Annotated in this window: 14 protein-coding genes; 5 read left to right on the top strand and 9 right to left on the bottom strand. The window is 62.0% G+C overall.

Annotated features, from left to right (window positions below):
* Positions 1-99: 99 nt before the first annotated feature.
* From JWV26_RS19875 to JWV26_RS19885, 3 genes are read right to left on the bottom strand one after another with little or no spacing between them, the layout of a single operon-like run.
* Positions 100-906, bottom strand: coding sequence for an ABC transporter substrate-binding protein (locus JWV26_RS19875; RefSeq protein WP_206417638.1), 807 nt, complete (start codon positions 904-906; stop codon positions 100-102).
* Positions 907-950: 44 nt separating this feature from the next.
* The gene (locus tag JWV26_RS19880) at positions 951-1,991 is read right to left on the bottom strand and encodes an isopenicillin N synthase family dioxygenase (RefSeq protein ID WP_206417639.1); all 1,041 of its coding nucleotides are present in this window, start codon (positions 1,989-1,991) and stop codon (positions 951-953) included.
* A gap of 9 nt (positions 1,992-2,000) precedes the next feature.
* Positions 2,001-2,843, bottom strand: a complete 843-nt coding sequence (locus JWV26_RS19885) for a sugar phosphate isomerase/epimerase family protein (protein ID WP_206417640.1) — start codon at positions 2,841-2,843, stop codon at positions 2,001-2,003.
* Between the two features lie 421 nt (positions 2,844-3,264).
* On the opposite strand from JWV26_RS19885, the gene JWV26_RS19890 reads away from it, so the two are divergent.
* The 3 genes from JWV26_RS19890 to JWV26_RS19900 all read left to right on the top strand — a co-directional run bounded on the left by JWV26_RS19890 (position 3,265) and on the right by JWV26_RS19900 (position 6,517).
* The gene (locus tag JWV26_RS19890; RefSeq protein WP_017677412.1) at positions 3,265-4,158 is read left to right on the top strand and encodes a LysR family transcriptional regulator; all 894 of its coding nucleotides are present in this window, start codon (positions 3,265-3,267) and stop codon (positions 4,156-4,158) included.
* A gap of 117 nt (positions 4,159-4,275) precedes the next feature.
* Positions 4,276-5,841: a methyl-accepting chemotaxis protein gene (locus tag JWV26_RS19895; protein ID WP_072424668.1), complete on the top strand. Its 1,566-nt coding sequence runs from the start codon at positions 4,276-4,278 to the stop codon at positions 5,839-5,841.
* An 82-nt stretch (positions 5,842-5,923) separates the two neighbouring features.
* Positions 5,924-6,517, top strand: a complete 594-nt coding sequence (locus JWV26_RS19900) for a tRNA-uridine aminocarboxypropyltransferase (RefSeq protein ID WP_074914385.1) — start codon at positions 5,924-5,926, stop codon at positions 6,515-6,517.
* A 216-nt stretch (positions 6,518-6,733) separates the two neighbouring features.
* Here JWV26_RS19900 and JWV26_RS19905 read toward each other — a convergent pair whose 3' ends face one another.
* Genes JWV26_RS19905 through JWV26_RS19915 form a run of 3 tightly spaced genes read right to left on the bottom strand, consistent with a single transcriptional unit; the run spans position 6,734 to position 11,644 of the window.
* Complete coding sequence (locus JWV26_RS19905; protein WP_072424670.1) at positions 6,734-8,092, bottom strand: HlyD family type I secretion periplasmic adaptor subunit; 1,359 nt, start codon at positions 8,090-8,092, stop codon at positions 6,734-6,736.
* Between the two features lie 12 nt (positions 8,093-8,104).
* Complete coding sequence (locus JWV26_RS19910; protein ID WP_206419235.1) at positions 8,105-10,255, bottom strand: type I secretion system permease/ATPase; 2,151 nt, start codon at positions 10,253-10,255, stop codon at positions 8,105-8,107.
* Between the two features lie 33 nt (positions 10,256-10,288).
* The gene (locus JWV26_RS19915) at positions 10,289-11,644 is read right to left on the bottom strand and encodes a TolC family outer membrane protein (RefSeq protein ID WP_072424672.1); all 1,356 of its coding nucleotides are present in this window, start codon (positions 11,642-11,644) and stop codon (positions 10,289-10,291) included.
* 446 nt (positions 11,645-12,090) lie between these two features.
* On the opposite strand from JWV26_RS19915, the gene JWV26_RS19920 reads away from it, so the two are divergent.
* Both JWV26_RS19920 and JWV26_RS19925 read left to right on the top strand, forming a co-directional pair.
* Complete coding sequence (locus tag JWV26_RS19920) at positions 12,091-21,003, top strand: retention module-containing protein (RefSeq protein ID WP_206417641.1); 8,913 nt, start codon at positions 12,091-12,093, stop codon at positions 21,001-21,003.
* A 152-nt stretch (positions 21,004-21,155) separates the two neighbouring features.
* Positions 21,156-21,497 carry a tryptophan synthase subunit beta gene (locus JWV26_RS19925; protein ID WP_074675029.1) on the top strand — a complete coding sequence of 114 codons (342 nt, stop codon included), beginning with the start codon at positions 21,156-21,158 and terminating at the stop codon, positions 21,495-21,497.
* Between the two features lie 95 nt (positions 21,498-21,592).
* Here JWV26_RS19925 and lapD read toward each other — a convergent pair whose 3' ends face one another.
* From lapD to JWV26_RS19940, 3 genes are all read right to left on the bottom strand, one after another.
* Entirely contained in the window at positions 21,593-23,539 is a 1,947-nt protein-coding gene (lapD, locus tag JWV26_RS19930; RefSeq protein WP_206417642.1) for a cyclic di-GMP receptor LapD, read from the bottom strand.
* A 12-nt stretch (positions 23,540-23,551) separates the two neighbouring features.
* Positions 23,552-24,232, bottom strand: coding sequence for a cysteine protease LapG (lapG, locus tag JWV26_RS19935; RefSeq protein ID WP_079784012.1), 681 nt, complete (start codon positions 24,230-24,232; stop codon positions 23,552-23,554).
* 186 nt (positions 24,233-24,418) lie between these two features.
* A complete protein-coding gene (locus tag JWV26_RS19940; protein WP_072424676.1) occupies positions 24,419-24,817 on the bottom strand; it encodes a YbaN family protein in 399 nt (132 codons plus the stop codon).
* Positions 24,818-24,819: the final 2 nt, after the last annotated feature.

Below are 24,819 nucleotides of genomic sequence, written 5' to 3' on the forward strand. Positions count from 1 at the left end.
AAGGCCGCTGGCCGGAGCGAGTAACGGCCAGCGGGGTGAAGCGGTCATTCAACGCAGCGGCCGTGGGCGAGTCATGACGGACTCGCCCACGGACTTACCTCAGGCTTCTTCCAGGTTGTATTTCTTCAGCAGTTCGGCGTATTCGCCGCTGGCCTTGAAGTCGTCCAGCGCGGCTTTCAGGGCGTCGAGCAGTTGGGCGTTGCCCTTCTTCACGTAGATGCCCAACACCTGCGGGTAGATCGAACCCTTGGAGCTGATGGCGATGCGGCCCCGGGATTTTTCGACGATCAGCAGCGAAGCGGCGTCGATCTCCAGGTGCGCCTGGATATGGCCGGAGAGCAGCGCCTGGGAGGTTTCCGAGGTGGTCGGGTACTGGTTGATGGTGATGGCGCCGGCGCCCTGTTCCTTGCAGTAGCCGTCGGAAACCTTCTGCAGGGCTGGAATCCACGAAGTGCCCTGTTGCAGGCCGACGGTCAGACCGCATAGCTCTTCTGGTGTGGCCGGTTTCTTTTCGGCGTCGCTGCGCACCATGATCGCGGCGCCGGTCTTGGCGTAGGGGATGGCATCGGCTTTCTCCAGGCGCTCGGGAAGGATGTACATGCCGGAGATGATGGTGTCGAAGCGGCCGGCGTCGAGGCCGAGGATCAGGTTGGGGAAGGTGATGTCGCTGAAGTTCGCCTCCAGGCCCAGACGCTTGGCCAGGGCTGCGGAAACTTCCGGGTCGAAGCCTTTCACCTGGTCGCCTTCGTAGTATTCGAACGGTGGGTAGGTAATTTCCATGCCCACTTTCAGCTCGCCGCTGGAGAGGGTCTTGGGTGTTTCGGTGGCGTGGGCGGTGGTGAACAGGCCGGCGAGGGTGCAGGCCAGAGCCAGGGCGGTGCTGCGCAGCGGGGTACGGGTTGCCATTGTGTTTATCTCCGGATCAGTTTTTGTGTTGGCAGTGGGGAAAGTCACAGCGCGCTCAGCTGGTGCTTCAGGTGGCCGAAGCTGGATGGCGCGCGGGCGCGTTCGGGCAGCTGCAACTGGCCGTCCTCGACGCGCTTCTTCAGGTATTGGTAGGTCTGTAGCGCCTGGCTCCACATGTGCTCGCCGATGCTGATGGTTTCGTAGCTCTGGCCGGTGGCCTCGAACTGCGGCAGCGGGCGGATCTGCGTGTGGTAGTCGCAGGCATAGAAGAACGGGAAGGAGTAGCGCTCCTGGCTGACCTTGCGCACGCGGTGCGAAGTGGCGACGAAGGTGCCGGCGCTCATCACCTCGAGCATGTCGCCGATGTTGACGACGAAGGTGCCTTCGCGCGGCGGTGCGTCGATCCACTGGCCGAGGTCGTTCATCACTTCCAGCCCCGGACGGTCGGCGAGCAGGATGGTGAAACACTCGTAGTCGGTGTGGGCACCGATGCCGGGGGCATCCTGGGCATCGCCGTCGTAGGGGTAGTGGATCAGGCGCAACTTCGACGGCGGGAAGTTGGCCATCTCGTCGAAGGTGTTTTCCGGCACGCCGAGAGCCAGGGCGAAACCGCGGAACAGCATGCGGCCGAGCTGGAAGATGCGCGCGTAGTAGGCCTGCACCGCCTCCTTGAAGTCAGGCAGAGTGGGCCAGTCGTTGGGCCCCAGCAGCGGCGTGCCGGCCAGTACCAGCGGGTTGTCGGCGGGGACTTCGAAGCCGATGTCGAAGGCTTCCTTGTGGTCCGGCTTGCCGGCGCCGTAGCGCTCCTCGCCCTCGGGCACGAAGCCCTTGTGGCTGGCCGAGGTGCCGATGTAGTGGCGCATCTTGGCGTCCAGGGGCTGGGCGAAATAGTCCTCGGCGGCGCGGTGCAGGCCATCGATCAGCGTCTGCTCAATGCCATGGCCGCTGATGTAGAGAAAACCCACCTCGCGGGCGGCGCGGCCCAGGTTCTCGGCCACGGCCAGGCGCGCCGCCGGGTCGCTGCTGAACAGGCCGGCGATGTCGACCACGGGGATTTCGGTGAAATGCTTGGCGTTGGTGTTCATCACGGCTCCTCAGCGACTGGTGAAACGGTGGAAGTGCTGGCGCTCGCAGCGCGCCATCCACTGATTGAGTTGCCACAGGTCGGCCACCGGCACGTCGGTGAAGGGCAGGTGGTGCAGGTAGCCGTCCGGGCCGAATTCGGGGGTCAGGGTGGTGGTCTGCAGGCCGCGCTTTTCCTGGCTGCTCCAGATGCTTTCCCAGTGGCGCTGATGGAACGCCAGCACTTCGGCGTACTCCGGCGCGCCGGGGTGCGGCACCTGTGGGCCCTGGTCATAACCGACGCGGGCCTGGATGTGGTCGACCCGCTCGATGAAGGCGGAGAGGTCGTCGGCGGGGTCGTCGAGCAGGCGCTCGCAGGTCACCAGCCAGTGGCTGATATCGCTGGTGAAGCGCAGTTCGGGGACCTGACGGATCACGTCCAGCGTGACCCAGGGGCTGTACAGGGAACGGCCGCGATGAATTTCGAAACAGACGTGGAGGCCGCAGGCCAATGCCAGTTCGGCGGCGCGACCGAAGAAATCGACCTGTTCGCTCAGCGCCCAGCGATCATTGCCGGGCAGCACGTTGACCAGGCGCGGGCCGAGTTCGGCGGCCCAGTCGAGCTTCATGCGCAGGTCTTCGAGGTGCACCTGCGGGCTGTCGCTCTGACGTGGCAGAACCGGGGTGGAGGTGAACAGGGTGGCGATATAGGGGACATTCTGCTCGCGCAGCAGACGGGCGTTGATGGCGCGCTGCGCGGCGGTCTCGGGGATACGCGCTTCGATACCGTCGAAGCCGGCACCGAGCGCTTCGTCGAGCGCTTGCTGCCAACTGCCGCGGTAACCCCAGAGGGTGCGGAAGATTTCCAGTCGCATGGCCGTCTCCTGAAGAGGGCGAAGGTCAGCGGCAGATTGGCAAGGGGCGTGGTGTGGCGCCCGGTGGCAGCCGATTCGAGTCGGCGCCTGGTTATGGCGGCATTGTTGGCTCAGCCTGCGAACGGGTTAAATCGCATCGAACAAATACTTAGTTCAGTGATTGCTGAACTATTGATGCGTCTTGCGCTGCCCCGGATTTCATCCTGGCACCAAGCTAGCGCCGCTCCGTAGGGTGCGCCGCGCGCACCAGTTGTTTCGCCAGTCTGTGCCTAGAGCAGGGCGGTCTAGTTTTGTAGCCCGGATGCAATCCGGGGAAATAGGCTGGGTGTTGTCCCGGATTTCATCCGGGCTACGTTTGCTGGATGTGCCAGGCAGGGGCAGGGCGCTACACTGGCACTCCGTTCATCTGCCGTACGCCGCCATGTCCCTCGCTTTACCCGATCTGAAACTGCTGAAGATCTTCGTCGCCGTGGTGCGTCATCAGGGCTTCGCCGCCGCGCAGCAGGAACTCAATCTTTCCACGTCGGCCATCAGTACCTACATGAGCCAGCTGGAAAGTCAGCTCGGCATCGTGCTTTGCCATCGCGGCCGTGGCGGTTTCAGCCTGACCAGCAAGGGCGAACTGTTCCATCAGGAAACCTTGCGCCTGCTCGGCGAACTGGAAGGTTTCGAGCGTTACTCGGCGGCGCTCAAGGGCGAGTTGCGCGGCACCCTCAACCTCGGTGTGCTGGACTCCACGGTCAGCGATCCGGCCCTGCCATTGGCCGAGGTGATCGGCGCCTACAGCCAGGAGCACCCAGGCGTGCACCTGCACCTGTCGGTGATGAGCCCTTATGAGCTGCAGCTGGCGGTGCTGGACAATCGTCTGGACCTGGCCATCGGTGCTTTCTCCACGCGCATGAACGGCCTGGTCTACCAACCGTTGTATCGCGAGCAACACTGGTTGTATTGCAGCGAGCGGCATGCTCTGTTCGAGCAGAGGCGGATTCCCGAAGAACTGATTACCCAGCAACGCATGGTGGGCCGCGGCTACTGGAGCCAGGCCGAACTGGCTCGCCATGGTTTCAAGCACAGTGCGGCCACGGTGGAGTCGATGGAGGCGCAGCTGATTCTGGTGCTCTCCGGCGCCTACATCGGCTATCTGCCGGAGCACTACGCTCAGCCTTGGGTGGATCAGGGCAAGCTGCGGGTATTGCTGCCAGCGGTATTTGGCTATCAGGCACCGTTCTCGCTGATCCTGCGCCGAGGGCGTACTCGCGAACCGCTGATTCAGACCTTTCGCGATTTGCTCAAAACGCAACTGAATCAGATCTGAAACAGGGTCGTCTTTCTCCTCCGAAAGGCTTAGAGCCTGCAACTGGCGCGGTTATTAGGCTGTGCTAGTACTTATTCATACGTCTGTACCAACTTCAATTCGAACAGGGAAGCCTCGATGCGCCAGAACCTGCCCGTGACTCAGCGGGAAAGAACCTTCCCCGCTGATGAACGCCTGATTTCCACCACCGACCTCAACAGCAAGATCACCTACTGCAATGACGCCTTCGTCGAGATCAGCGGCTTCACCCGCGAGGAACTGATCGGCCAGCCGCACAACCTCGTGCGCCACCCGGATATGCCGCCAGCGGTGTTCGGCCATATGTGGGATACCATCAAGCAGGGCAAACCCTGGATGGGCATCGTCAAGAACCGCTCGAAGAATGGCGATTTCTACTGGGTCAGTGCCTACGTCACGCCCGTCTACGAGAACGGCCGAATTTCCGGCTACGAGTCGGTACGCTCATTGCCAACCGAGGCCCAGAAGCGTCGTGCCGAAGCGCTCTATGCCCGTCTGCGGGCCGGCAAACCACCGGTGCCGAAGCTGGAGTACTGGACCTACGATTTGCTGCGCTCCTGGCCACTGATCGTCGCGTCGCTGCTGATCGTTGCGGCGCACTGGGTGGTTTCTGGTTGGCCGCTGATGGCTTTTATCGTGCTGACGCTGTTCGCGCTGGGTTCATACCAGCTTTATCGGACCCGGCAGCTGATTCGCCGTACCCTGGCGGATCATCCGAAAGCCTTTACCAGCGGCCTGGTGGCGCTGACCTACAGCGACAACCGTGGTGCCCAGGCCCTGCTGGACATGGCGATGATCAGTGAGGAGGCGCGTTTGCAGACGGCGTTGACGCGACTGGAAGATGCTGGCGAGAACGTCAAGAAGCGCGCCACGCAGTCCGCCGAACTGTCGCACTCCAGCGCGCAGATGCTCGATCAACAGCGTGCCGAGACCGATCAATCGGCCACGGCCATCAACCAGATGGCAGCGACCATTCAGGAAGTCGCGCACAACGTGCAGAATACCTCGCATGCTGCCGAAGAGGCGGATCGTCTGGCACGTGAGGGGCGTGATCTGGCTGTAGGCAGCCTCGATTCCATGCGCCAGATGGCCAAGGCGGTCAACGATATTGGTCAGGCGGTCAACGAACTGGCCAACTCCACGCAGTCCATCGGCAGTGTGGCTGATGTGATCACCTCGATTGCCGAGCAGACCAACCTGCTGGCGCTCAATGCTGCCATCGAGGCCGCGCGGGCAGGGGAGCAGGGCCGCGGTTTCGCGGTAGTGGCCGATGAAGTGCGTTCGCTGGCTTCGCGTACGCGCCAGTCCACCGAGCAGATTCACCAGATCATCGCCGACCTGCGTGCAGGGGCCGAGCGTGCAGTGGTCACGGCGGGCAAGGGCGAGGACATTTCCCGCGGCAGTGTGCAGAGCGTGGAGTCGGTACGCGACGCGCTGGAGGGCATCAGCTCGGCGGTGACGCGCATTACCAGCATGAGCCAGCAGATGGCGGCGGCTTCCGAAGAGCAGAGCCATGTGGCCGAGGACATCAGCCGGCAGATCACTCGCATCGCCCAGCTTTCCGATCACAGCGCCGGGCAGGCGCATCAGGGCGCGGCCATCAGCCGTGAGCTGGAGGAAATGGCCGATTACCTGCACAGCCTGGCGGAGCGCTTCAACCGCTGACTCTGAAGCCGGATGCAGTCTGGGGATTCCCGGATTGCATCCGGGCTTCGCGAGTTCGAGGTGTTCTGGCACACTGCGCGGCATGCCTCGTCCGACCTGCTCCCGCTGCCAGCGCCCGCTTGGCCACTGCCTCTGCCCGCTGATTCCCAACCTCGAGAGTCGTACTCGTGTGCTCATCCTGCAGCACCCGAGCGAGGTCGGCCATGCCCTCAATACCGCTCGTCTGGCTGCGCTAGGGTTGCGCAACGCGGAACTGCGCGTCGGTGAGAGATTCGATGATCTGCCGCAATTGCTCGCGCAGCCTGATTATCGCGCCTGCCTGCTGTTTCCCGGCGATGAGGCTGTGGCCCTGACGGGCTACGCGCCCAAGGAGAAACCGCTGCTGCTGGTGGTGCCCGACGGCACCTGGCGCAAGGCGCGCAAGCTGCTGCATCTCAACCCGCTCCTGGCGGCGTTACCGCGCGTGAGCCTGGGAGCCGTGGCCCCGTCGCGCTACCGGCTGCGCAAGGCGCCGGAAGAGGGGGCGCTGTCGACCATCGAGGCGATCGTTGCCGCGCTGGATGTGTTGGAGGCCCCGCAGGGTTTCGCTGCGCTGCTGCGGCCCTTCGACGCGTTGATCGAAGGGCAGATCGCGGCGATGGGAGAAGAGGTCTTTATCCGCAATCACCAGCGCTAAGGAGGTGCGCACGACGCACCCTAGGGTAGCACTTAGGTCACGTAGCCCGGATGCAATCCGGGAAACTCTAATGAATGCCCGGCGGTCAAGCGCGAGGCAGGCGCATGTAGGGTGCGCCGCGCGCACCAGCTTCGACGACTTTCACGATGCCGGGCCCGGTGCGCACGGCGCACCCTACGGTATCGATTCGGGCTACGCAGGGTGCACGGCAGGTAATCAACGTTCGCGCATGGCTTCCGAGCGGGCCTTGAGAACGGGCTTGAGCAGGTAGGCCAGTACGCTCTTCTCGCCGGTGATGATATCCACCGTGGCGACCATGCCGGGGATGATCAGCAGCGGGTGTTCCTCGCCGCCAAGGTGGCTTTTGTCGGTGCGCACATGGATCAGGTAGAAGCTGTTGCCTTCCTCGTCGGTGATGGTGTCGGCGCTGATCAGCTCGAGGTTGGCCTTGAGCCCGCCGTAGATGGTGTAGTCATAGGCGGTGAACTTGACCATGGCTTTCTGCCCGGGATGCAGGAAGGCCACGTCCTGCGGGCGCACCTTGGCTTCGATCAGCAGGCTGTCATCCAGCGGCACGATTTCCAGCATGTCGCTGCCCGGCTGTACCACGCCACCGATGGTGTTGACCTTGAGCTGTTTGATCACCCCACGCACCGGCGAGGTCACGGTGGTCCGGGTCACCTTGTCCTGAATGGCGACGCTGGTGGCGGTGATCTTCTGCAGTTCGGTGCGTAATTCGTTGAGCTCCTTGAAGGCCTCGGCGCGGAAGGCCAGCTCGGATTCCTCCATCTTGCTCCTGATCTCGCTCATCGCCGCTTCAGCACGCGGGATCGCCAGGTTGGTGGCCTCCAGCGAGCCACGTACTTCCACCACGCTGCGGCGCAGACGCAACACCTCGACCTCGGAAATGGCGCCCGAGGCCACCAGGGGTTGCGACATGTTCAGTTCCTGCTGCAACAGGCCGAGACTGGAACGGTACTGCTGGGCCTTGGAGCGAAATTCGGCGAGCTCTTGCTCCTTTTGCCGCAGTTGTTCGCCCAATGTGCGCTGCTCGCTGCGCAGCCGTTGCTGGCGCGAGCGATACAGGGCCAATTGGTCTTCGGCCAGCTGTGGCGCGTCGCGGGTGATTTCTTCGGGCAGTTGCGGTTCGCGGCCTTCGGCCTCGGCGCTCAGTCGTTCGAGACGGGCGATGAGCGCCAGCCGATCCGCTTCGGTTTCCCCGCGATTGGATAGAAAACGCGTGTCATCCAGTCTCAGCAGGGTGTCGCCCTTGTCCACCACCTGGCCTTCGCGCACGAAGATCTCACTGACGATGCCGCCTTCCAGATTCTGGATCACCTGTACCTTGCTCGACGGGATGGCCTTGCCTTCGCCGGTAGTGACCTCTTCCAGCACGGCGAAATTTGCCCAGACCAGCGCTGCCAGCAGGCAGGCGCTGACCACCCAGATCGTGGCGCGGCTTAGCCAGGGCGAGTCCTCCAGAATGGCACCTTCGACTTCCGGCATGAACTCGGTGTCCTGGCGTTTTTCGCGCAGGCTGCCGAAGTAGTTGCCGAGGCTCTGGGTCGCTTGCATCGCACATCGCTCCTACAGACTGGCCGGGCCGACGCGGCCCTTGCGCAAGGCTTCGATCACCGCTTCCTTCGGCCCGTCCGCCACCACATGGCCGTTGTCCAGCACAGCCAGGCGATCCACCAGGCTGAGCATGGAGGCACGATGGGTGATGAGGATCAGCGTCTTGCCCTGCACCCACTTGTGCAGGCGTTGGCGCAGCAGGTCTTCGCTGGTGTTGTCCATGGCACTGGTGGGTTCGTCGAGTACCAGGATTGGCGGGTCGAGCAGCAGTGCGCGGGCCAGCAGTACGGCCTGGCGCTGGCCGCCGGAGAGCAGCTGGCCGCGTTCGCCTACCGGGCGGTCGAAGCCTTGCGGATGCTGGCGGGCCAGGTCCACCACGCCGGTGAGCTCGGCGACTTCGAGCATGCGCGCGTCGCTGATGTAACGGGCGCCGAGGGTCAGGTTGTCGCGCAGGCTGCCAGCCAGCAGTGGCAGGTCGTGGGCGACGTAGCCGATCTGATGGCGCAGGTCGGCGACGTCGAGTTGGCGCAGGTCGAGATTGTCCAGCAGGATCTGTCCTTCGTCGGCGCTGTAGAAGGCCATCAGCAATCGCGCCAGAGTGCTCTTGCCCGAACCGCTGCGGCCGATGATGCCAAGGCGTTCGCCAGCGCCCAGGCGCAGGCTGACGTTGCTCAGCGCCGGTGCGCTCTGGCCGGGGTAGGTGAAACTGATCTGCCGCACCTCCAGTGCCCCTTTGAGCTGGGTGCGATCCAGCGGCCGCTGCTTGTCCTGACGCTCCTGCGGCAGGGCCATCAGGGCATCGGTGCTGGTCATGGTCAGGCGCGCTTGCTGGTAGCGGGTGATCAGCCCGGCGATCTGCCCCAGTGGGGCGAGGATACGGCTGCCGAGCATGTAGCAGGCCACCAGCGCACCGACGCTGAGGTTGCCGGCGATGATCAGATAGACCCCGGCGACTATGGTGGCCATGCCGGCGAACTGCTGCAGGAACAGGGTGCCGTTGGTGGCCAGCGAGGCGAGGAATTTTGCATGGCCGTCCAGGCGGGTGAGGGCGCCATGGGTTTGCTCCCATTGGTGCTGACGCTCGCTTTCGGCACCACAGGCCTTGAGCGTTTCCAGGCCACCGAGGGTTTCGATCAGCAGCGCCTGGCGTTGCGAGCCAAGCTGCAGGCTTCTTTGCACAGTGTCGCGCAGGCGTGCCTGAATGATGTAGGCGAACAGCGCGGTGATGGGGAAGGCCAACAGCGGGATGAACACCAGCGGGCCGCCGATCAGCCCGATCACCAGCAGCATCAGCAGGGAGAAAGGCAGATCGATCAGGCTGGTCAGGGTGACCGCGGTGAGAAAATCGCGCAGTCCCTGAAAGTCGTGAATGCTTTGTGCGAAACCGCCCACGCTGGCCGGCCGCGCCTTCATCGACATGCCGGTGATGCGCTCGAACAAGGTGGCCGACAGCACCACGTCGGTCTTCTTACCTGCCGTGTCGAGCAGGTGCGCGCGTAGCACCTTGAGCAGCAGTTCAAAACCGGTGCCGATAAACAGGCCGATGGCCAACACCCAGAGCGTTGCGGTCGCCTGGTTGGGCACTACACGGTCGTAGGTCTGCATCACGAACAGCGGCACCATCAGGCCCAGCAGGTTGATCAGTAGGCTGGCCAGGACGGCATCGGTGTAGAGCCAGCGCGACAGCTTGAGGGTGTCGCGAAACCAGGCTTCGATGCGTGGCACCAGCGGCGTGCGGGCTTCTTCCAGCTGATGTCGAGGGCGGGCAAAAAAGGCCCGGCCACTGTACTCGGCGGCCAGTTGTTCACGGCTGACCCATTGTTCGCCGCCATCGGTCTCGCAGGGCAGGATCTGCGCCTGCTGCTTCGGCCCCCACTGGCGCAGGACCGCACAGCGACCGTCCTTGAGCAGTAGCAGGACTGGCAGGTTGAGGGCGGAAATGCTGGCAAGCTCGCGCTGTAGCAGGCGCCCCTGCAGCCCGGCCCGTGCCGCAGCACGCGGCAGCAGGTCGGGGCTCATGCGTTGCTCCGGCATGGGCAGGCCGGCACTGAGGGTGCCACGGCTGGCCGAGCAGCCATGTAGCCGGCAGAGGATCAACAAACCATCCAGCAGCGGATCGTCGTGACTGAGCCGCGGATCACTGGACGGGCCTGGCCGTTCCATGGTGGTCAATTTCTACTCCTCCTCACGCCGGTACTACTTCATATCCGGCAAGCGTGCCTCGCTCTTCACTTCAGTGAGGGCTACAGCTTCTGCCGGGACTACGACCTGTTGCTGGCGCAACAGATCACCCATTGCCGCAACGACGCGGTACATCGAGAACTCTTCGCCGTAGCGCACCTCGGTGTAACGACGGTTGGCGGTGAACAGCTCGTTTTCGCTGTCGAGCAGGTCGAGCAAGGTGCGTTGGCCCAGGCTGAACTGCTGCTGGTAGGCCTCGCGAACCCGTGAGGTGTAGTCCGCGTAATCACGCGCCTTGGGGGTTTGCAGGCGCGCGTTCTCCATGGCGTTCCAGGCCAGCGAGAGGTTCTCGTTGAGCACGCGCAGCGCGTTGTTGCGGATGTCCATCGACTCGTTGATCTGGTGCGCAGCCGACTGCAGCCGGGCCTTGTCGCGCATGCCGTTGAACAGGTTGTAGTTCATCACCACGGCAGCTCGCCAGGTGTTGTAGTGACCCTCATCGCCCTGCACGTTGTCATCGGCCGAGGTCGCCAGCTCCAGATCGAAGCGTGGGTAGAACGGCGACTTGGCTACCTCGTACTGCTTCTCGGCGGCGTTGACGTCAGCCTGCGCTGATTTCAGGAAGGGGTTGTTGTCCATCACGGTCTGCCGCGCAGCGAGCAGATCGGCAGGCATGCCGCCTCTGATCGATGCCGGGCTTTCCAACTGATCCGGCAGACGGCCCACGGCACTGAAGAAGTTGGCTTCGGCATCGGCCAGGTTGACTTCTTCGGTGTAGAGGTTGTTCTGCGCGAGTGCCAAGCGAGCTTCGGACTGGTCCAGGTCGGCAGTGCTGCCCACGCCCTGGCGACTGCGCAAGCCGATCTGATCGTTGATGCGCTGGTGTGCCTGCAGGTTGTTGCGCGCCAGGGTGACCATCTCGCGGCGCATCAGCACATCGAGGTACACCTCGACGGTGCGCAGGGCCAGGCTTTCGGACGTACCGAGCAGACGGTAGGCACGGGAGTTGACCACTGCCTGGGTGCGCGCCACCTCGTTGGGCGTGTTGAAACCGTCGAACAGCATCTGCCGCAGCCGCAGTTCGGCATCGCGGTAGTTCAGGGTCTCCTTGTTGTGATCGCCAAGCGCCCGTGTACTGGGGCTGTCAGTACGTTCCCGGCCATAACCGACCAGCAGGTCGACGGTGGGCAGGTAGCCGCCCTTGGCGAATTTCACGTCTTCATCCGATGAGAGTCGGCTATTGGCGGCAGCGTGGATTTCCGGGTGATTGTCCAACGTGCTCTGAATCGCTTCCGAGAGATTCATGGCTTGCGCCTGACTGCAAACAGTCGCCAAAAGCATGGCGCTCCATAGCGGGGTTAGGGTGCGCATTGGCGTTTCTCCTGACTGATGTTCTTATCCTGTCGCCATAAAAATGGCGTTTTTGCCTGTAAAACCGTTTCAGGCTTGTAACATCAGAGCTAAGAACAACTTTTGGAGAGCCTAAGATGTTTTTTTCACAACCCATATTCAGAAAAAATCTTATGAACTCTGCGAAAAGCAGCACATTGTTTGAACCTGTGAGCTGCGCAAGTCCTCATTTTCCGTGGGTTGCGCAGCTGAAATGGGTTGTCAGGCATCACAGGGCGGGGATTCATCTGATGGAGTAGTTCGACGCAGGTTGTAGTGACATTTTTTTGTCAGTAGCGTTTTTGGGATTTTGCGCCGTTCCATTTCAATCAGCTGTCTTGGGTTTCTCCTCGGCTTCGAAAAGGTGTTCTGACCCTTTCGGTAGGTACGTGTCGGCGGTGGTCGGCAGCCGTAGTGAGGATGGAATCATGGCTACTCTTATTGGTGTCGTCAGTCAGGTCGTCGGCGAAGTGTTCGCGGTAGCGAGCGACGGATCGCGCCGGCCGATCAGTGAAGGAGACCGGGTCTACGCGGGCGAGCAACTGGTAACCGGCGCTTCGGGCGCGGTGGCCGTTGCCATGACCAACGGCCAACAACTGACGCTTGGGCGCGACAGCAGCATGACGCTCGACGCGCAGATGCTTGCTACCAGTCCTGACTCGCAGACTCCGACGGCCGATGCGCCGCCCCCCGTTCCCAGCGACAGCGACCTGACCGATGTCGAGCGACTGCAGGCGGCGATCGAGGCCGGCGTCGACCCGACCCTCGAAGGTGAAGCTACCGCCGCCGGACCGGGTGCGGGTGGTGGTGCGGGCGGCGTCGGTGGTGGCCACTCCTTCGTGCTGCTCGGCGAGGTCGGCGGCGCACTCGACCCAGTGATAGGTTTCCCTACCGAGGGGCTCAGCACCGGCCCCGAATTCCCCGATGGCGAGCCGATTGTCGATCCGGATGACGCAGTGGTACTTGAGGTCGACGGCACCCCTACCGGGGGCGAGGCTATCAATGCAGTCGATGAGGAGGGTTTGCCAGGCGGCATTGCCGGCGGTCCAAATGATCTTCCCGGTGAGGCTGCTTCGGTATTCGGTATTCTGGGCTACAGCTTTGGTCCCGACGGTCCGGGCGGTTTCACCTGGAGCACGGCTGGGCTGTCCGGGTTGGGAATGACTTCGGGGGGCGTACCGCTTAGCTACGAGGTGAGTCTGGATGGCCTGACTTTGATGGCTTTCGCTGGTGATCAAGAGGTCTTCACACTCGAGATAACCGACCTGCTGGCCGGTACCTACACATTTGAACTGCTAGCCGCGTTGGATCACGAGCCGCCGCTGCCCGGAGGCAGCGATGAGAACGATCTTTTCTTTACCTTCACCTACACCATTACGGACGGCAACGGCACACCTGCGACCGGCAGCTTGAGCATTCTGATCGACGACGACAGTCCCGAACTGGCCGGTAGTGAAGGTCAGCGCCCAGTCGTCGGAGGCGTCGTGCATGAAGATGCTCTGGTTGGTATCGGCAATGCCGAGCCCGGCAACCTGCCTGCGCAAACCCATCAGCTGATTGGCGATCCGGGGGCACTGGATGCGCTGGTCAACTTCGGGGCTGACGGGCGCGGTGGCTTCCAGCTGAGTACCAACCCTGAGGCATTGAGCGATCTGCAGGCATTGGCCCTGACATCGGGTAAGGAGCCGTTGGTCTATTCCGTCGAGGTCTCGGACGACGGCAGCATAAGCACCCTGACAGCGACAGCGGGAGGTGTGCCGGTATTCACGCTGGTGGTGACCAGCGATGGTGGGTATGTCTTCACCTTGTCGGGGCCGATCGATCATCCACGCAAGGATGGAGATGACAGCGAGCTGTTGGGCGACAAGGATCTCGCGCTGGACTTCTCCAAGCTGCTGATCGCCACCGACTACGATGGTGATGCGGTGCCAGGCGGCTTCAACCCTGGCAGCTTTGTGATCGACGTGGAAGACGATGTGCCCGTGTTGGTGGAAGACGGAGTCAAACACTGCCTGACCATCACGTATCAGGGCGGTGATGCGTCATACCTCAACAGCTATGGCTATTACATCAAAGGCCCCGATGGTGAGCCGATTAGCGGTCAGATCATCTGGGGCGACACCAGCGGCCTGGCTGAAGGAGACTCGATCACCCTTCATGGCCTCGACCCGAGCCAGGTTGGTTTCTTCATCATTCCCAATGGGGGCTTGAACGGCGCAGCCAGCAACACCGAGGTAACCTTCCAGATCGTGGAGGGACAGTGGAAGGCCTTCATCGGCGATACAGAAATCAATGGGGCCGGTGGCGCTCACGTTCTGTTCAGTGACCCGACGCTGAATCCCGGCGGCAAGTCCCATGTTGACGACAATACCGCGCCGGGCAACCAGAACTGGGAGGATGTCAATGACGGCAACAGCGACAACGACTACAACGACGTCAATATCCAGGCCACCTGGACGGCCAAGACGCCGCCAGCTATCGGTGGCACGGTGCATGAAGACAAACTGACGGCACCCAATGTCGGTAATCAGGAGGGCGGGCAGACGCTGGTCATCAGCACTGCTGGCGGTGCTGGCACGCTGGCCTCGCTGGTCGCCTTCGGTGCCGATGGCCCTGGCAGCTTCGGCCTAGTAGAAAACGCCACGGTCACTTCGCAACTGAACGAGCAGGGGCTGACCTCCGGCGAAAAACCACTGGTCTACACGGCCAGCGAAAGCGTCGATGGCGACGGTAATCTGCTCAGCACCACCCTGACCGCTGCGGCTGCCGCGGATGTTGGCGGCTACAAAGTATTTACCCTGGTGATCAATGCCGATGGCAGCTTCACCTTCACCCTGCAAGGGCCGATCGACCACCCGCAGGCCGATGGCAACGACAGTGAGCTGTGGTCGAACGCTGGTCAGATCGGCATCGACTTCACTCACCTGCTGGCCATCACCGATGGTGACGGCGATCCGCTGAACATCCCCGAAGGTGTTGGCGGCCTGTTCGTGATCAATATCGAGGACGATGTGCCGACCCTGAGTCTCGGGGTCAATACTCAGGCACTGGCTCAGTTGGAAGTGGCACTGGACGAAACCCGTGGCAATCAGGACCGTTACGCCGCCAACGATGACCAGAGCCAGGGCTACACCAATGACGACAATGGTGCGCTGGCCAGGGTCACTACTCAGCTCGCTGGCGGTTTGACCTCGCTGTTCACCGTCGGCGGGGCAGCAGGGGCTGATGGCGAGGCTTCGCTCAATGGCACGCTGAGCTTCTCCGGGGTGCCGCCCCAGGGGCTGGCCACGACCTTGTCCGCCACCGTTGGCGGTGCCATCCGGCTGTTCGTTGACCCAGCCAACAGTCAGGTTATCAAGGGTGTCGATGCCACTGGCGATACGGTCTTTACCATCGCCATCGTCACCATCGATGGTCAGCCGCAACTGCAGACCACGCTGTTCGAAGCGATCCGTCATCCGCACAACGATCAGCGTTTCGACGAGGCGCTCGACCTACTGATCAAACACCAGGGCTCATTGCAGCTGCAGTACCAGGTCACCCGTGTCGACGGTGATGGTGACGCGGTGACCCGTACCGCTAAGGTCGAGCTTGCTGGCGGTAATTCGTCCTACTTCTCCTTTCAGGATGATGGTCCGAAAATCGGCAAGTTCGAGCTGGAGCATGGCGTCAAGCTCTACGTTGACGAGTCAGTTGGCAAAGGCGGCTCCAATCAGAACGAGCAAGGTCATGTTGCGCCGAACGATGAGCCCGACCATGGCAATGTGCTGGGGTATGCACGAGTCGATGGCAAGGATCTTTTCAAGCTGATCGCCGATGGCGGTTCCGATGACCTGGACAGCAGCCGTACCCGGTTCTCCCTGAGCCTTGCTGGCAATGCTGTGGACTCGGGGCTGAATGCCACGGCCGGTGGCGACATTCTTCTGTACAAGGAGTCCGATGGCAGCATTCTGGGTAAGGCCAATGGCGTTACGGTGTTCAAGATCAGCGTCAACTCTGCTGACGGCAGCGTGACCCTGGTGCAATACAAGGCCATCGCGCATGGTGATACCGGCAACCATGACGAGCTGGCGCTGCTCAAGGATGGCGTGCTGAAACTGAACGTGACCGTCTATGACAAGGACGGCGACTCGCAGAGCGCCAGCCTGGATCTGGGCAAGATCGTCGGTTTCGAAGACGACGGCCCGAAAATCACCAAGTTCGAGTTGCGCCACGGTACCAAGCTGTACGTCGACGAATCGATCGACACCACAGGTTCCAGCCAGAACGAGCAGGGCCATGTTGCGCCGAACGATGAGCAAGGCCACGGCAATGTGCTCGGCTACGCCAGCATCGACGGCAAAGACCTGTTCAGGCTCACCGTGGATGCGGGGTCAGATGGCCTGGACGCATCGCGTACCCGTTACCAGCTGAATCTGAGTCAGGACGGCGTGGACTCTGGGCTGGATGCCACTGCTGGCGGCGACATTCGCCTCTACAAGGACGGTGACGGCAACGTGCTGGGTGTCGCCGATGGCGTGACCGTATTCAAGATCAGCGTCAATGCCGGCAATGGCAGTGTGACCCTCGTGCAATACGAAGCCATCGTCCACGGCAAGACCAGCAACCATGACGAACTGGCACTGATTCGTGCCGGTGTGCTTAAGCTTGGTGTGACCGTCTATGACAAGGACGGCGACTCGTGGAGCTCCAACCTGGATCTGGGCAAGATCGTCGGCTTCGAGGACGACGGCCCCTCCGCTTGCATCACCCAGGCGGCCCATGCGCTGGACGATGAAGGCCTGCCCAATGGCATCAATGGTGGTGAGGGTGATGTAACTGGGGCGAGTACCACGGTCACCGGCACGCTGGTGTTCGACGCCGGCTCCGATGGTCTGCGTGGTATCGCCTTGTCCGGGCCGAGCGTGCTGGGCTGCGAGGATGTCACCTCGACCTGGAACGCCGTCACCAACACGCTGACCATCAGCAGTACCGAGCGCGGCACGTTGGTGACCGTGGTGTTGACCGATCCGGCGCTCGGCAAGTACGAGCTGGAGCTGCATAAACCTCTGATGCATCCGGCTGGCCAGGATGAAAACGACATCAAGCTGCAGATCGGCTACACCGTGACCGACGGTGATGGTGATACCGCCGAGGGCAAGCTCGTGGTCAACATCGACGACGACACCCCGACCATCCAGGCCATGCAGCCGGGCTTCGAATCGCAGGCCACTTTCCTCGGCAGCGATGCCGGTTATCAAAACAGCTATGGCTATTACTCGCGAGATGCCGACGGCAATCCATCCGTGGGCAAGGTGATCTGGGCTGATGTAAAGGCGCAGGTGGCAGGCGCCACCTTCGATCTGGATGGGCTCGATCCGAGTGAGATCGGCTTCTTCATCATCCCCAATGGTGCAGCCAACGCTGCGCTGAGCAATGGTGCCGAGCTGACCTTCGAGCAGGATGTCGATGGCAACTGGCAGGCCCTGCTGGGCGGGGTACCACTGACTGGCGCTGGTGGTGCCAACGTGCTGTTCGACCGTGCCGAGTTCAACCCGGGCGGCTCGCATCTGCAAGACAACGCCGAACCAGGCAACCAGAACTGGGAGGATCTCACCGACGCTCCCGACTATGACTACAACGACGTCAATACCAACGTTACCTGGGGTATGCCGCTGCAGGTGGACGAGACCTACCTGAGGACGCCGGATGCCACGGCCAGCCGCAACTTCAGTTCGGCCTTCAACGCCGAATATGGTGCCGATGGTCCTGGTTCCCTGACTTATGAACTGGTGATCAAATCGCCAGACTCCGGGTTGGTCGATACCAAGAGCGATGAAGCGGTCAAGCTGGTGTTCAACGGTTCGGTGCTCGAAGGTCGTACCGAAACCACTAACGAGCTAGTCTTCACCCTGAGCGTCGACGCTGCAGGGCTGGTGACCCTGACGCAACTGAGGGCCGTGGTTCATCCCACTGCCCAGCCGGATGAACTGCATCTGCTGGGCAGTGACAAGATCGGACTGCAGGCCACCATCACCGATGCCGACGACGATCAGGCCTCGGCCAGTATCGACTTGGGCCAGGTGCTGGGCTTCCGTGATGACGCACCGATGGCGGTCAACGATGAGATTGCCGGTGAGGTTTCACGCACGGCGGTCGATCAGGTCGTCGGCAACATCAACGCTCTCATCGGCAACGACAACTTTGGCAACGATGGCAAGGCAAGCGTCTCGCCAGTGCAGATCATCGGCCAGGGCAGCCAGGGCGGTACGCTGGTCATCGATGCCGGCGGTAATCTGGTCTACAGCGCCGGCAGTGGTGCCAGCGCCGGTACGGAGGTGTTCACCTATCAGATCACCGACGGCGATGGCGACGTTTCCACTGCCACCGTGACCCTCACGCTCGGTGGCAATGACCCGGTCGGTGGTCAGGCCTCTGGCAGCGTCGACGAGGATGGCTTGACCAATGGGCTGGCCGAAGGCCCCAATGATCTGGCTGGAGAGGCCACCACGGCCGGTGGAACGCTCGGTTATCAGGTGGATAGCTTCGGTGGTTTCGCCTGGGATGCCAGTGGTCTCGGCAGACTGTCTTCAGGCGGCTCGGATCTCAACTATCAGCTCAGTGCAGACGGCAAGACGTTGAGCGCGTTCGATGCCGGTGGCAATCCGGTCTTCACCCTCAGCCTGACCAACTCGGATACCGGGCAATACAGCTTCAAGCTGTTCAAGCCGCTCGACCATCCGGCACCAGACGTCGATGGAACGGCAGACGAGAACGACCTGAACCTGGCCTTCTCCTACACGCTCTGGGACTCTGCTGCGCCTTCGGCTCCGGCCACAGGTAGCCTGACGATCACGGTGGATGATGACTCGCCGGCCACGCCCGACGACATCGCCAAGTCTGCCAGCGAGCCGCAAGGCATCCAGACCAACCTGATGGTCGTGCTGGATCTGTCCGGCAGCATGGACGAAGCGCCGTCGGGTGTCAGCGGTTTCAGCAGCAAGCTGGCGCTGGCCAATGATGCCGTGAAGCGTCTGATCGACAGCTACGACAACCTCGGTGACGTGATGGTGCGCATCGTCACCTTTGCCAATACCGCCAGTGCGGTGGGCGAAGTCTGGATGACCGCCGTCGATGCGAAGGCCTGGCTCACCGACCTGGCCAGCAACGCTGGTAACGGCTCGACCAACTATGACGATGCGCTGATCGAGGCGATGGATGCCTACGATTCATCCGGCAAGCTCACCGGCGCAGGGGTACAGAACGTTTCGTACTTCCTTTCCGATGGTCAACCAACCCTGTCCAACGCCAACCCGGGCAGCAACAACAGTGGTAGCCAGTACAACCCGGAACTGGGCGATGGCATCGGTGCCGGCGAAGAGGCGGACTGGATCGCCTTCCTCACGGCCAAGGACATCAAGTCCTATGCCCTGGGTATGGGGCTGGGCAGTGACCTCGACAAGACCTTGCTCAACCCCATCGCTTATGACGGCAAGGCGGGCGTCAACACCGATGGCATCCTGGTCTCCAACCTCAACCAGCTCAACGACACCCTGCAGGGTACGGTGACGGGGACGGTGATCTCCGGCAACCTGATCAGCGAAGGCAGCAATGGTTTCGGTGCCGATGGTCCGGGTCTCCAGCCAATCGCCGCGATCACCCACAACGGTGTGACGTACACCAGTGAGTCGGCTGCCTACGATGAGGCGAGCCATACGCTGACCTTCAACACGGCAGGTGGTGGCTCGTTCAGCGTCAACCTGGTCACCGGGGCTTACACCTACAACTTCAATGGTGATGTCGCAGAAGATGTGACGGATACCATCCGCTACACCCTGATCGACCGTGACGGCGATGCGGTATCCGCCGACCTGAAGCTGACCATTACCGACAGCAGTGAGGTCTATGCCTACGACAATTACAACCAGGCGATCGTCGGGCAGCAGTGGGTCGATGCGGATCCAACTACGACGACACTCGCTAATTTCAGTAGCGGCAATATGAATAACTCACAAGGCAGCCAGTGGGTCTTTGATAACACTGGATCAGTTAATGGCGGCAGTGCCAATGTGGTGAGTGGCGATAGGTCGCCTGAAGCTAACCAATGGCACATAGCGGGTGACGTAAACCGCAGCAGTTCTTCCGGTACGCTGAGCTTTAAAGATTCGGATGGGGGCGGAGTCAGCAGCGCGTTGACGCCTACCTTCAGTGTTGCCTCAGGTAGCAGTGCCAAAATAACGTTCACCGTTACGTTGGTGAACGAATGGTTGGGCAACCAGTTCCAGGATGGCGACACTTTTACATGGAGTTTGGTCAATGATGTTAGCGGCGCGGTCTTAAAATCCGGCGCTACAACAAGTAGTGGCAGTACGACGATAGATGACGTTGCTGCAGGTACTTACCGTATTCGCTATACCCTAACTGATAAAACAGGTGGTTTTTGGTCCAGGCCTGCGGAGGTCCGGGTAGACAACATCACCCTGATCACCGTGGCTGCTGCCATGCTGGTCGACACGGCCACGGCGGTGGCGGGCAACGTGCTGACCGATGCCAACAACTACCTCTACAGCGACCATCCATGGGGTGCGGTGGATAGCAAGGGTAGCGAGGGGGCGACGCTCAGCGTGCTGGATAACGGCAGCTTCGTGGCCGTGAGCACCTCGAAGACCATTGACGGGCAGTGGGGCAGCTTGCTGTTGCACAGCGACGGCTCCTACACCTACACACCGGATCCCGACTACGCCAACCTGGGCAAGGAAGATGTCTTCACCTACCAGTTGACCCAGCCTGATGGCGACGTCAGCACGGCGCGTTTGGTGGTCGGTATCGGCTCCGGCGCTGCAGTGCAGCCCAATGTGGTGATGGGGCATGAGGCGCTCAACGACACCTTGCTGGGTAGCGAAGGCAGTGATGTGCTGCTGGGGTTGGGTGGCAACGATACGCTCCATGGGCTGGGTGGCAATGATCGTTTGGAGGGCGGTGATGGTAATGACACCTTGATCGGCGGCAAGGGCAACGACATCCTCATTGGCGGTGCCGGCAACGACACCTTCGTGTGGAACTCCGATGATCGTGGCGGCAACTACCACGATATCGTCAAGGACTTCGGCAATGGCGCGGACAAGCTGGATCTATCGCAGCTTTTGGTGGGTGTCAGCGATCCAGCCAGTGCCGACGTATTGACCCAATACCTGAGCTTCGACTTCGTCAGCGATCCGGGTAGTACGGTGATCAACATCGCCAGCGCCGGAGGTGGCGCGCCGCTGGATCAGACCATCACCCTGGAGAACACCATCCTCTCCGGTGGCAATACTGCAGATATCATCCAGGGCATGCTGGACCAGAATCAGCTGGTCGCCTGAGGTGTGAGGGGAGTCCGTCAGCGCTGCGCTGGCGGCCTCTCAGGCAAAGGGAAATGCTTATCAGAGTTTCCTTAGTTGGAGCACTCAACTAGAGTAAGCCCGCTACCCGTTCCGAGTAGCGGGCTTTTTTATGGCGTTTGCTGGAGGCAGCGATGGTTTACGTACAGCGCGACGCGGCCGGGCGTTTGTTGCGAGTCGAACATGAACCCTTTGAGGGTATGACGGAAAACCTGGCTGTCGAGAGCGAGGAGCTACACAGCTGGCTTGAGGCCAGGGAAGAGGTCAAGGCGCGCCTGGACAGCCTGAAACAGTCTGACCTGGAGCTGGTGCGCGTACTGGAAGACGTGGTCAGCGTGCTGGTCGAACGAGGTGTTATCCGCTACACCGACCTGCCCGAGGCCGCGCGACAGAAGCTCGATCAGCGTGCCATCGCCCGTGCCGAAATCGAGGGGCTCAGCGGTCTGCTTGGCGACGACGAGCACGATCTGGTCTAGAACCACGCCGTTGTAGGAGCCGCACCCCGCGGCGAAACGGTCGGAGCAACAACCTGTAACCTTCAGAAATTTCCTTCGGGGCGGGGCTCCCGCAGTTATTGGTTGCCCCAGGGCGCCGGTGCGCCGATCAGACGGCCCATGGCGCCGTGTATGCCCAGCTCGGTCAGCACCGCGAGTTCCTCTTCGGTTTCCACCATCTCGGCGATCAGCGGCAAGTCGATGCTGTTGGTGGCGCGGAAGATTGCTTCGATGAACAGTCGCTTGTCGCTCTCCTGGTCGATGGCGCGGATGTAGGTGCCATCGATCTTCAGGTAGGCCAGGCCCAGGTGGGTGAGATTGCCAATCAGGCTGAAGCGCCCACCAAAATGCTGCAGGCCCAGGTTGAAACCCGCCTCACGAATCGCCTGGCTCAGCGCTTCCAGTTCGGCGGGTGGCGGCAGGTGGCGTTCGTCGATTTCCAGCGTCAGCAGGTGCGCTACCTCCTTATGACTGTTGAGCGCATCGAGCAGGCGCGCTTTATCTTGGTCATTGCGCAGGGTCGCGGCAGACAGGCTCAGCGCCAGGGGTTGCGGGTGTCGCGTCAGGTGGGCCAGGCTGTGTTCGAGCATCGCCAGATCGAAGCGCGCGGCCCAGCCCAGGCGCTCGATCCAGGGTAGGAAGCGCCCGGCCGTGATGGCTTCACCGGCTGGATCGAGCAGGCGTGCGAGGACCTTGTGCTGCATGAACCTGCCCGTCGCGCATTCGGCTACAGGCTGGAAATACAACTGCAATTTGCCCTGGCTCAGCGCCTCGTCGATCCAGCCGCGCCAGTCGTGCAGGCCCTGAGTGGTCTGGGTGGTGAAGTCGTCGAGGCGTTCCCAGCACCTGTCGGTGTTGCTCTGTGCCTGAGCCAGTGCCTGATCGGCGCGACTCAGCACTGCCGCGCTCTGTTCGCCGGGACGAAAGACGGCAATACCGATATGGGCAACGGGGTCGCAGTCACTGGCACCGGTCTGCTTCAGGCTGGTCAGGGCTTCGCTGAGCTCGCTGGCCAGGCGCTCTGCGTCTTCGCCATTGAGGCCGGGCGCAAGCAGTATGAACTCGCCGCCGCGGTTGCGCGATGCCAGCCATTGACTGCGCCCTGGTAACGCCAGCAGTTGTTTTAGCTGATCGCCCAACGCGGCGATCAGCGCGTCGGTACGCTGGCCGCCGAGACGCTGGTTGAGACCGCCCAGGTCGTTCAGACGCAGCAGCAGCAGGTAGCCATCCGGATGCTGCTCGTTGATCACCAACTGATTGCTCAGGCGTATGTCGAACTGGCGGCGGTTGGCCAGGCCGGTGAGGCTGTCCTGATAGGCCTCCTCGCGCAGTTTCTCGCTGCGCGCGGCCTCTTCGGCGAACAGGGTCTTGAGCTTGTCGACCATCTGGTTCATTGCCAGCACCACCCGCTTGAGCTCTGGCGTGCGTGGCACACGGGGCAGGGTGAGAAATTCGCGGCGGCTGATGGCTTGCGCCTGCTGCACCATGTTGTCCAGCGGCCGCAGCTGGGTACGCAGCAGCCAGCCACCGAGCACGGCACTGACCAGGCCGCACAGCAGTAGCCAGAACAGGCTGCCGAGGGCGCTGTCCCATAGTTTGGCCAGGGCGAACTGCGGATGGCTGAGCACCTCGACCCTTGCGGCCTGCTCCCAGCCGCGCATGATCAGCGCATCGCCACCCTGGGGCTGCAGATCAACCAGGTCGACGAACCAGCCGGGCACGTTCTCGGGCCTGATCTCGGTGCTGCGCTCGACGATCACGCTGTCGTCGGCGATGCGCACCACGCGGATGCTGGCGAAGTAGCCACTGTCGAAGATCGAGCTGACCATCAGCTCGATCATCGCCGGGTCGTCCACATGCGGCGTCATCGACAGCCCCAGCGCCGTGGCGGCGTCCTGGGCGTGCGAGCGCAGCTGGCTGATCAACTGTTCGCGCGAGCTCTCCACCCCGGCGATGAAACTGCCGGTGAAGGCCACCACCAGAAACAGGCAGATGGCGAGAAACAGCTGCTTTAGTAACGACATGGCTTTTTCCTCCTAGCCTTCGCCGATGGCGAAGCCCTCCGCGCGCATTTTTTTCAGGATGTCCTGCCAGCGCGAGAGCTTCTTGGTGTCGCTCTTGCGTGTGTTGGAGCCTGCGAGATAGAGGCCTTCGGCATTGAAGGCGTATACCGGCAGCAGGTCCTTGCGTTGCGAGGCAGGGCGGATGTCGTTGATCAGGTTGTCCAGCACCAGTGGCTCGGCGGTAGGGCTGGCGTAGTAGGTCAGCACCATGTGTGCCTGGTTGTAGTTCAGCGCCTTGACGTAGGTGATGCGCAGCTTCTCGCTGGGGATGCCGAGGCGGCGCAGGGTGAAGTACTTGGCGATGGAGTAGTCCTCGCAATCGCCGGCGCCCTTGATCAGCATTTCTACTGGGGTGGCCCAGTAGTCGTTCTCGCGCCAGAGCTGAATGTCGTCGACGAAGCGGATGGTGCGGTTGAAGAAGCGATTGACCTCGTTGAGCTTGTCCGCCTCGTTCAGGCTGGTGCTGCTCTTGATCAACTCCTCCCAGTCGAGAATGCGTTTGCGTGCAGGGCCGAGGTTGCCGTAGCGGTTTTCCGCATTCTTCACGATCACGGCGAAGTCCCAATCGGCTACTGCCAGCGCGGCCAGCAGCCCGCCGCCAATCCACAGGATCAGCAGCCGCCACCGCCATCCCTGAACGCGCAGCCGTTGCATGGGGTCGTGGTCTCCAGGCTCGATTGGCAGAGTCTAGGTGAGGTGTCGGCTTTTTGCCGGCCGCTTCGTCAGTGTAAGAAAGCAGCGTCAAAAGCTTGTCGAGGAAGTGACTGGCTCCCGTAGCCCGGATGCAATCCGGGGGAGTACCGTTGAGCTGTCGGATAGCATCCGGGCTGCGCAGAACGCTCAGGGATTGGGCAGAGTCTTCTGCTTGAGAATATACAGGCTGACCAGCACCGCACTGCTGAGCATGAACACGCGCGCCCAGGGCATGGGCACCAGATAGCAGGAGAAGCTGATGCTGGCCCACATCAGCACCAGGGCGTAGACCTTACCCTTGAGCGGGATGCCCTGGCCTTCGAGGTAGTCGCGAATCCATGGTCCCAGGCGCGGGTGGGTGACCAGCCAGAGGTAGAAACGTCGTGAGCTGCGCACGAAGCAGGCCGCCGCCAGGAGCAGGAATGGCGTGGTCGGCAGTACGGGCAGGAAGATACCGATGACCCCGAGTGCCACGCTCAACCAGCCGATGGTCAGCAGCAGGTAACGGACACTGCGATGGCGGCTTGGCTGGATGTCACGCGGCATGG

The sequence above is a fragment of the Ectopseudomonas toyotomiensis genome (assembly GCF_017167985.1).
Classification (GTDB): domain Bacteria; phylum Pseudomonadota; class Gammaproteobacteria; order Pseudomonadales; family Pseudomonadaceae; genus Aquipseudomonas; species Aquipseudomonas toyotomiensis.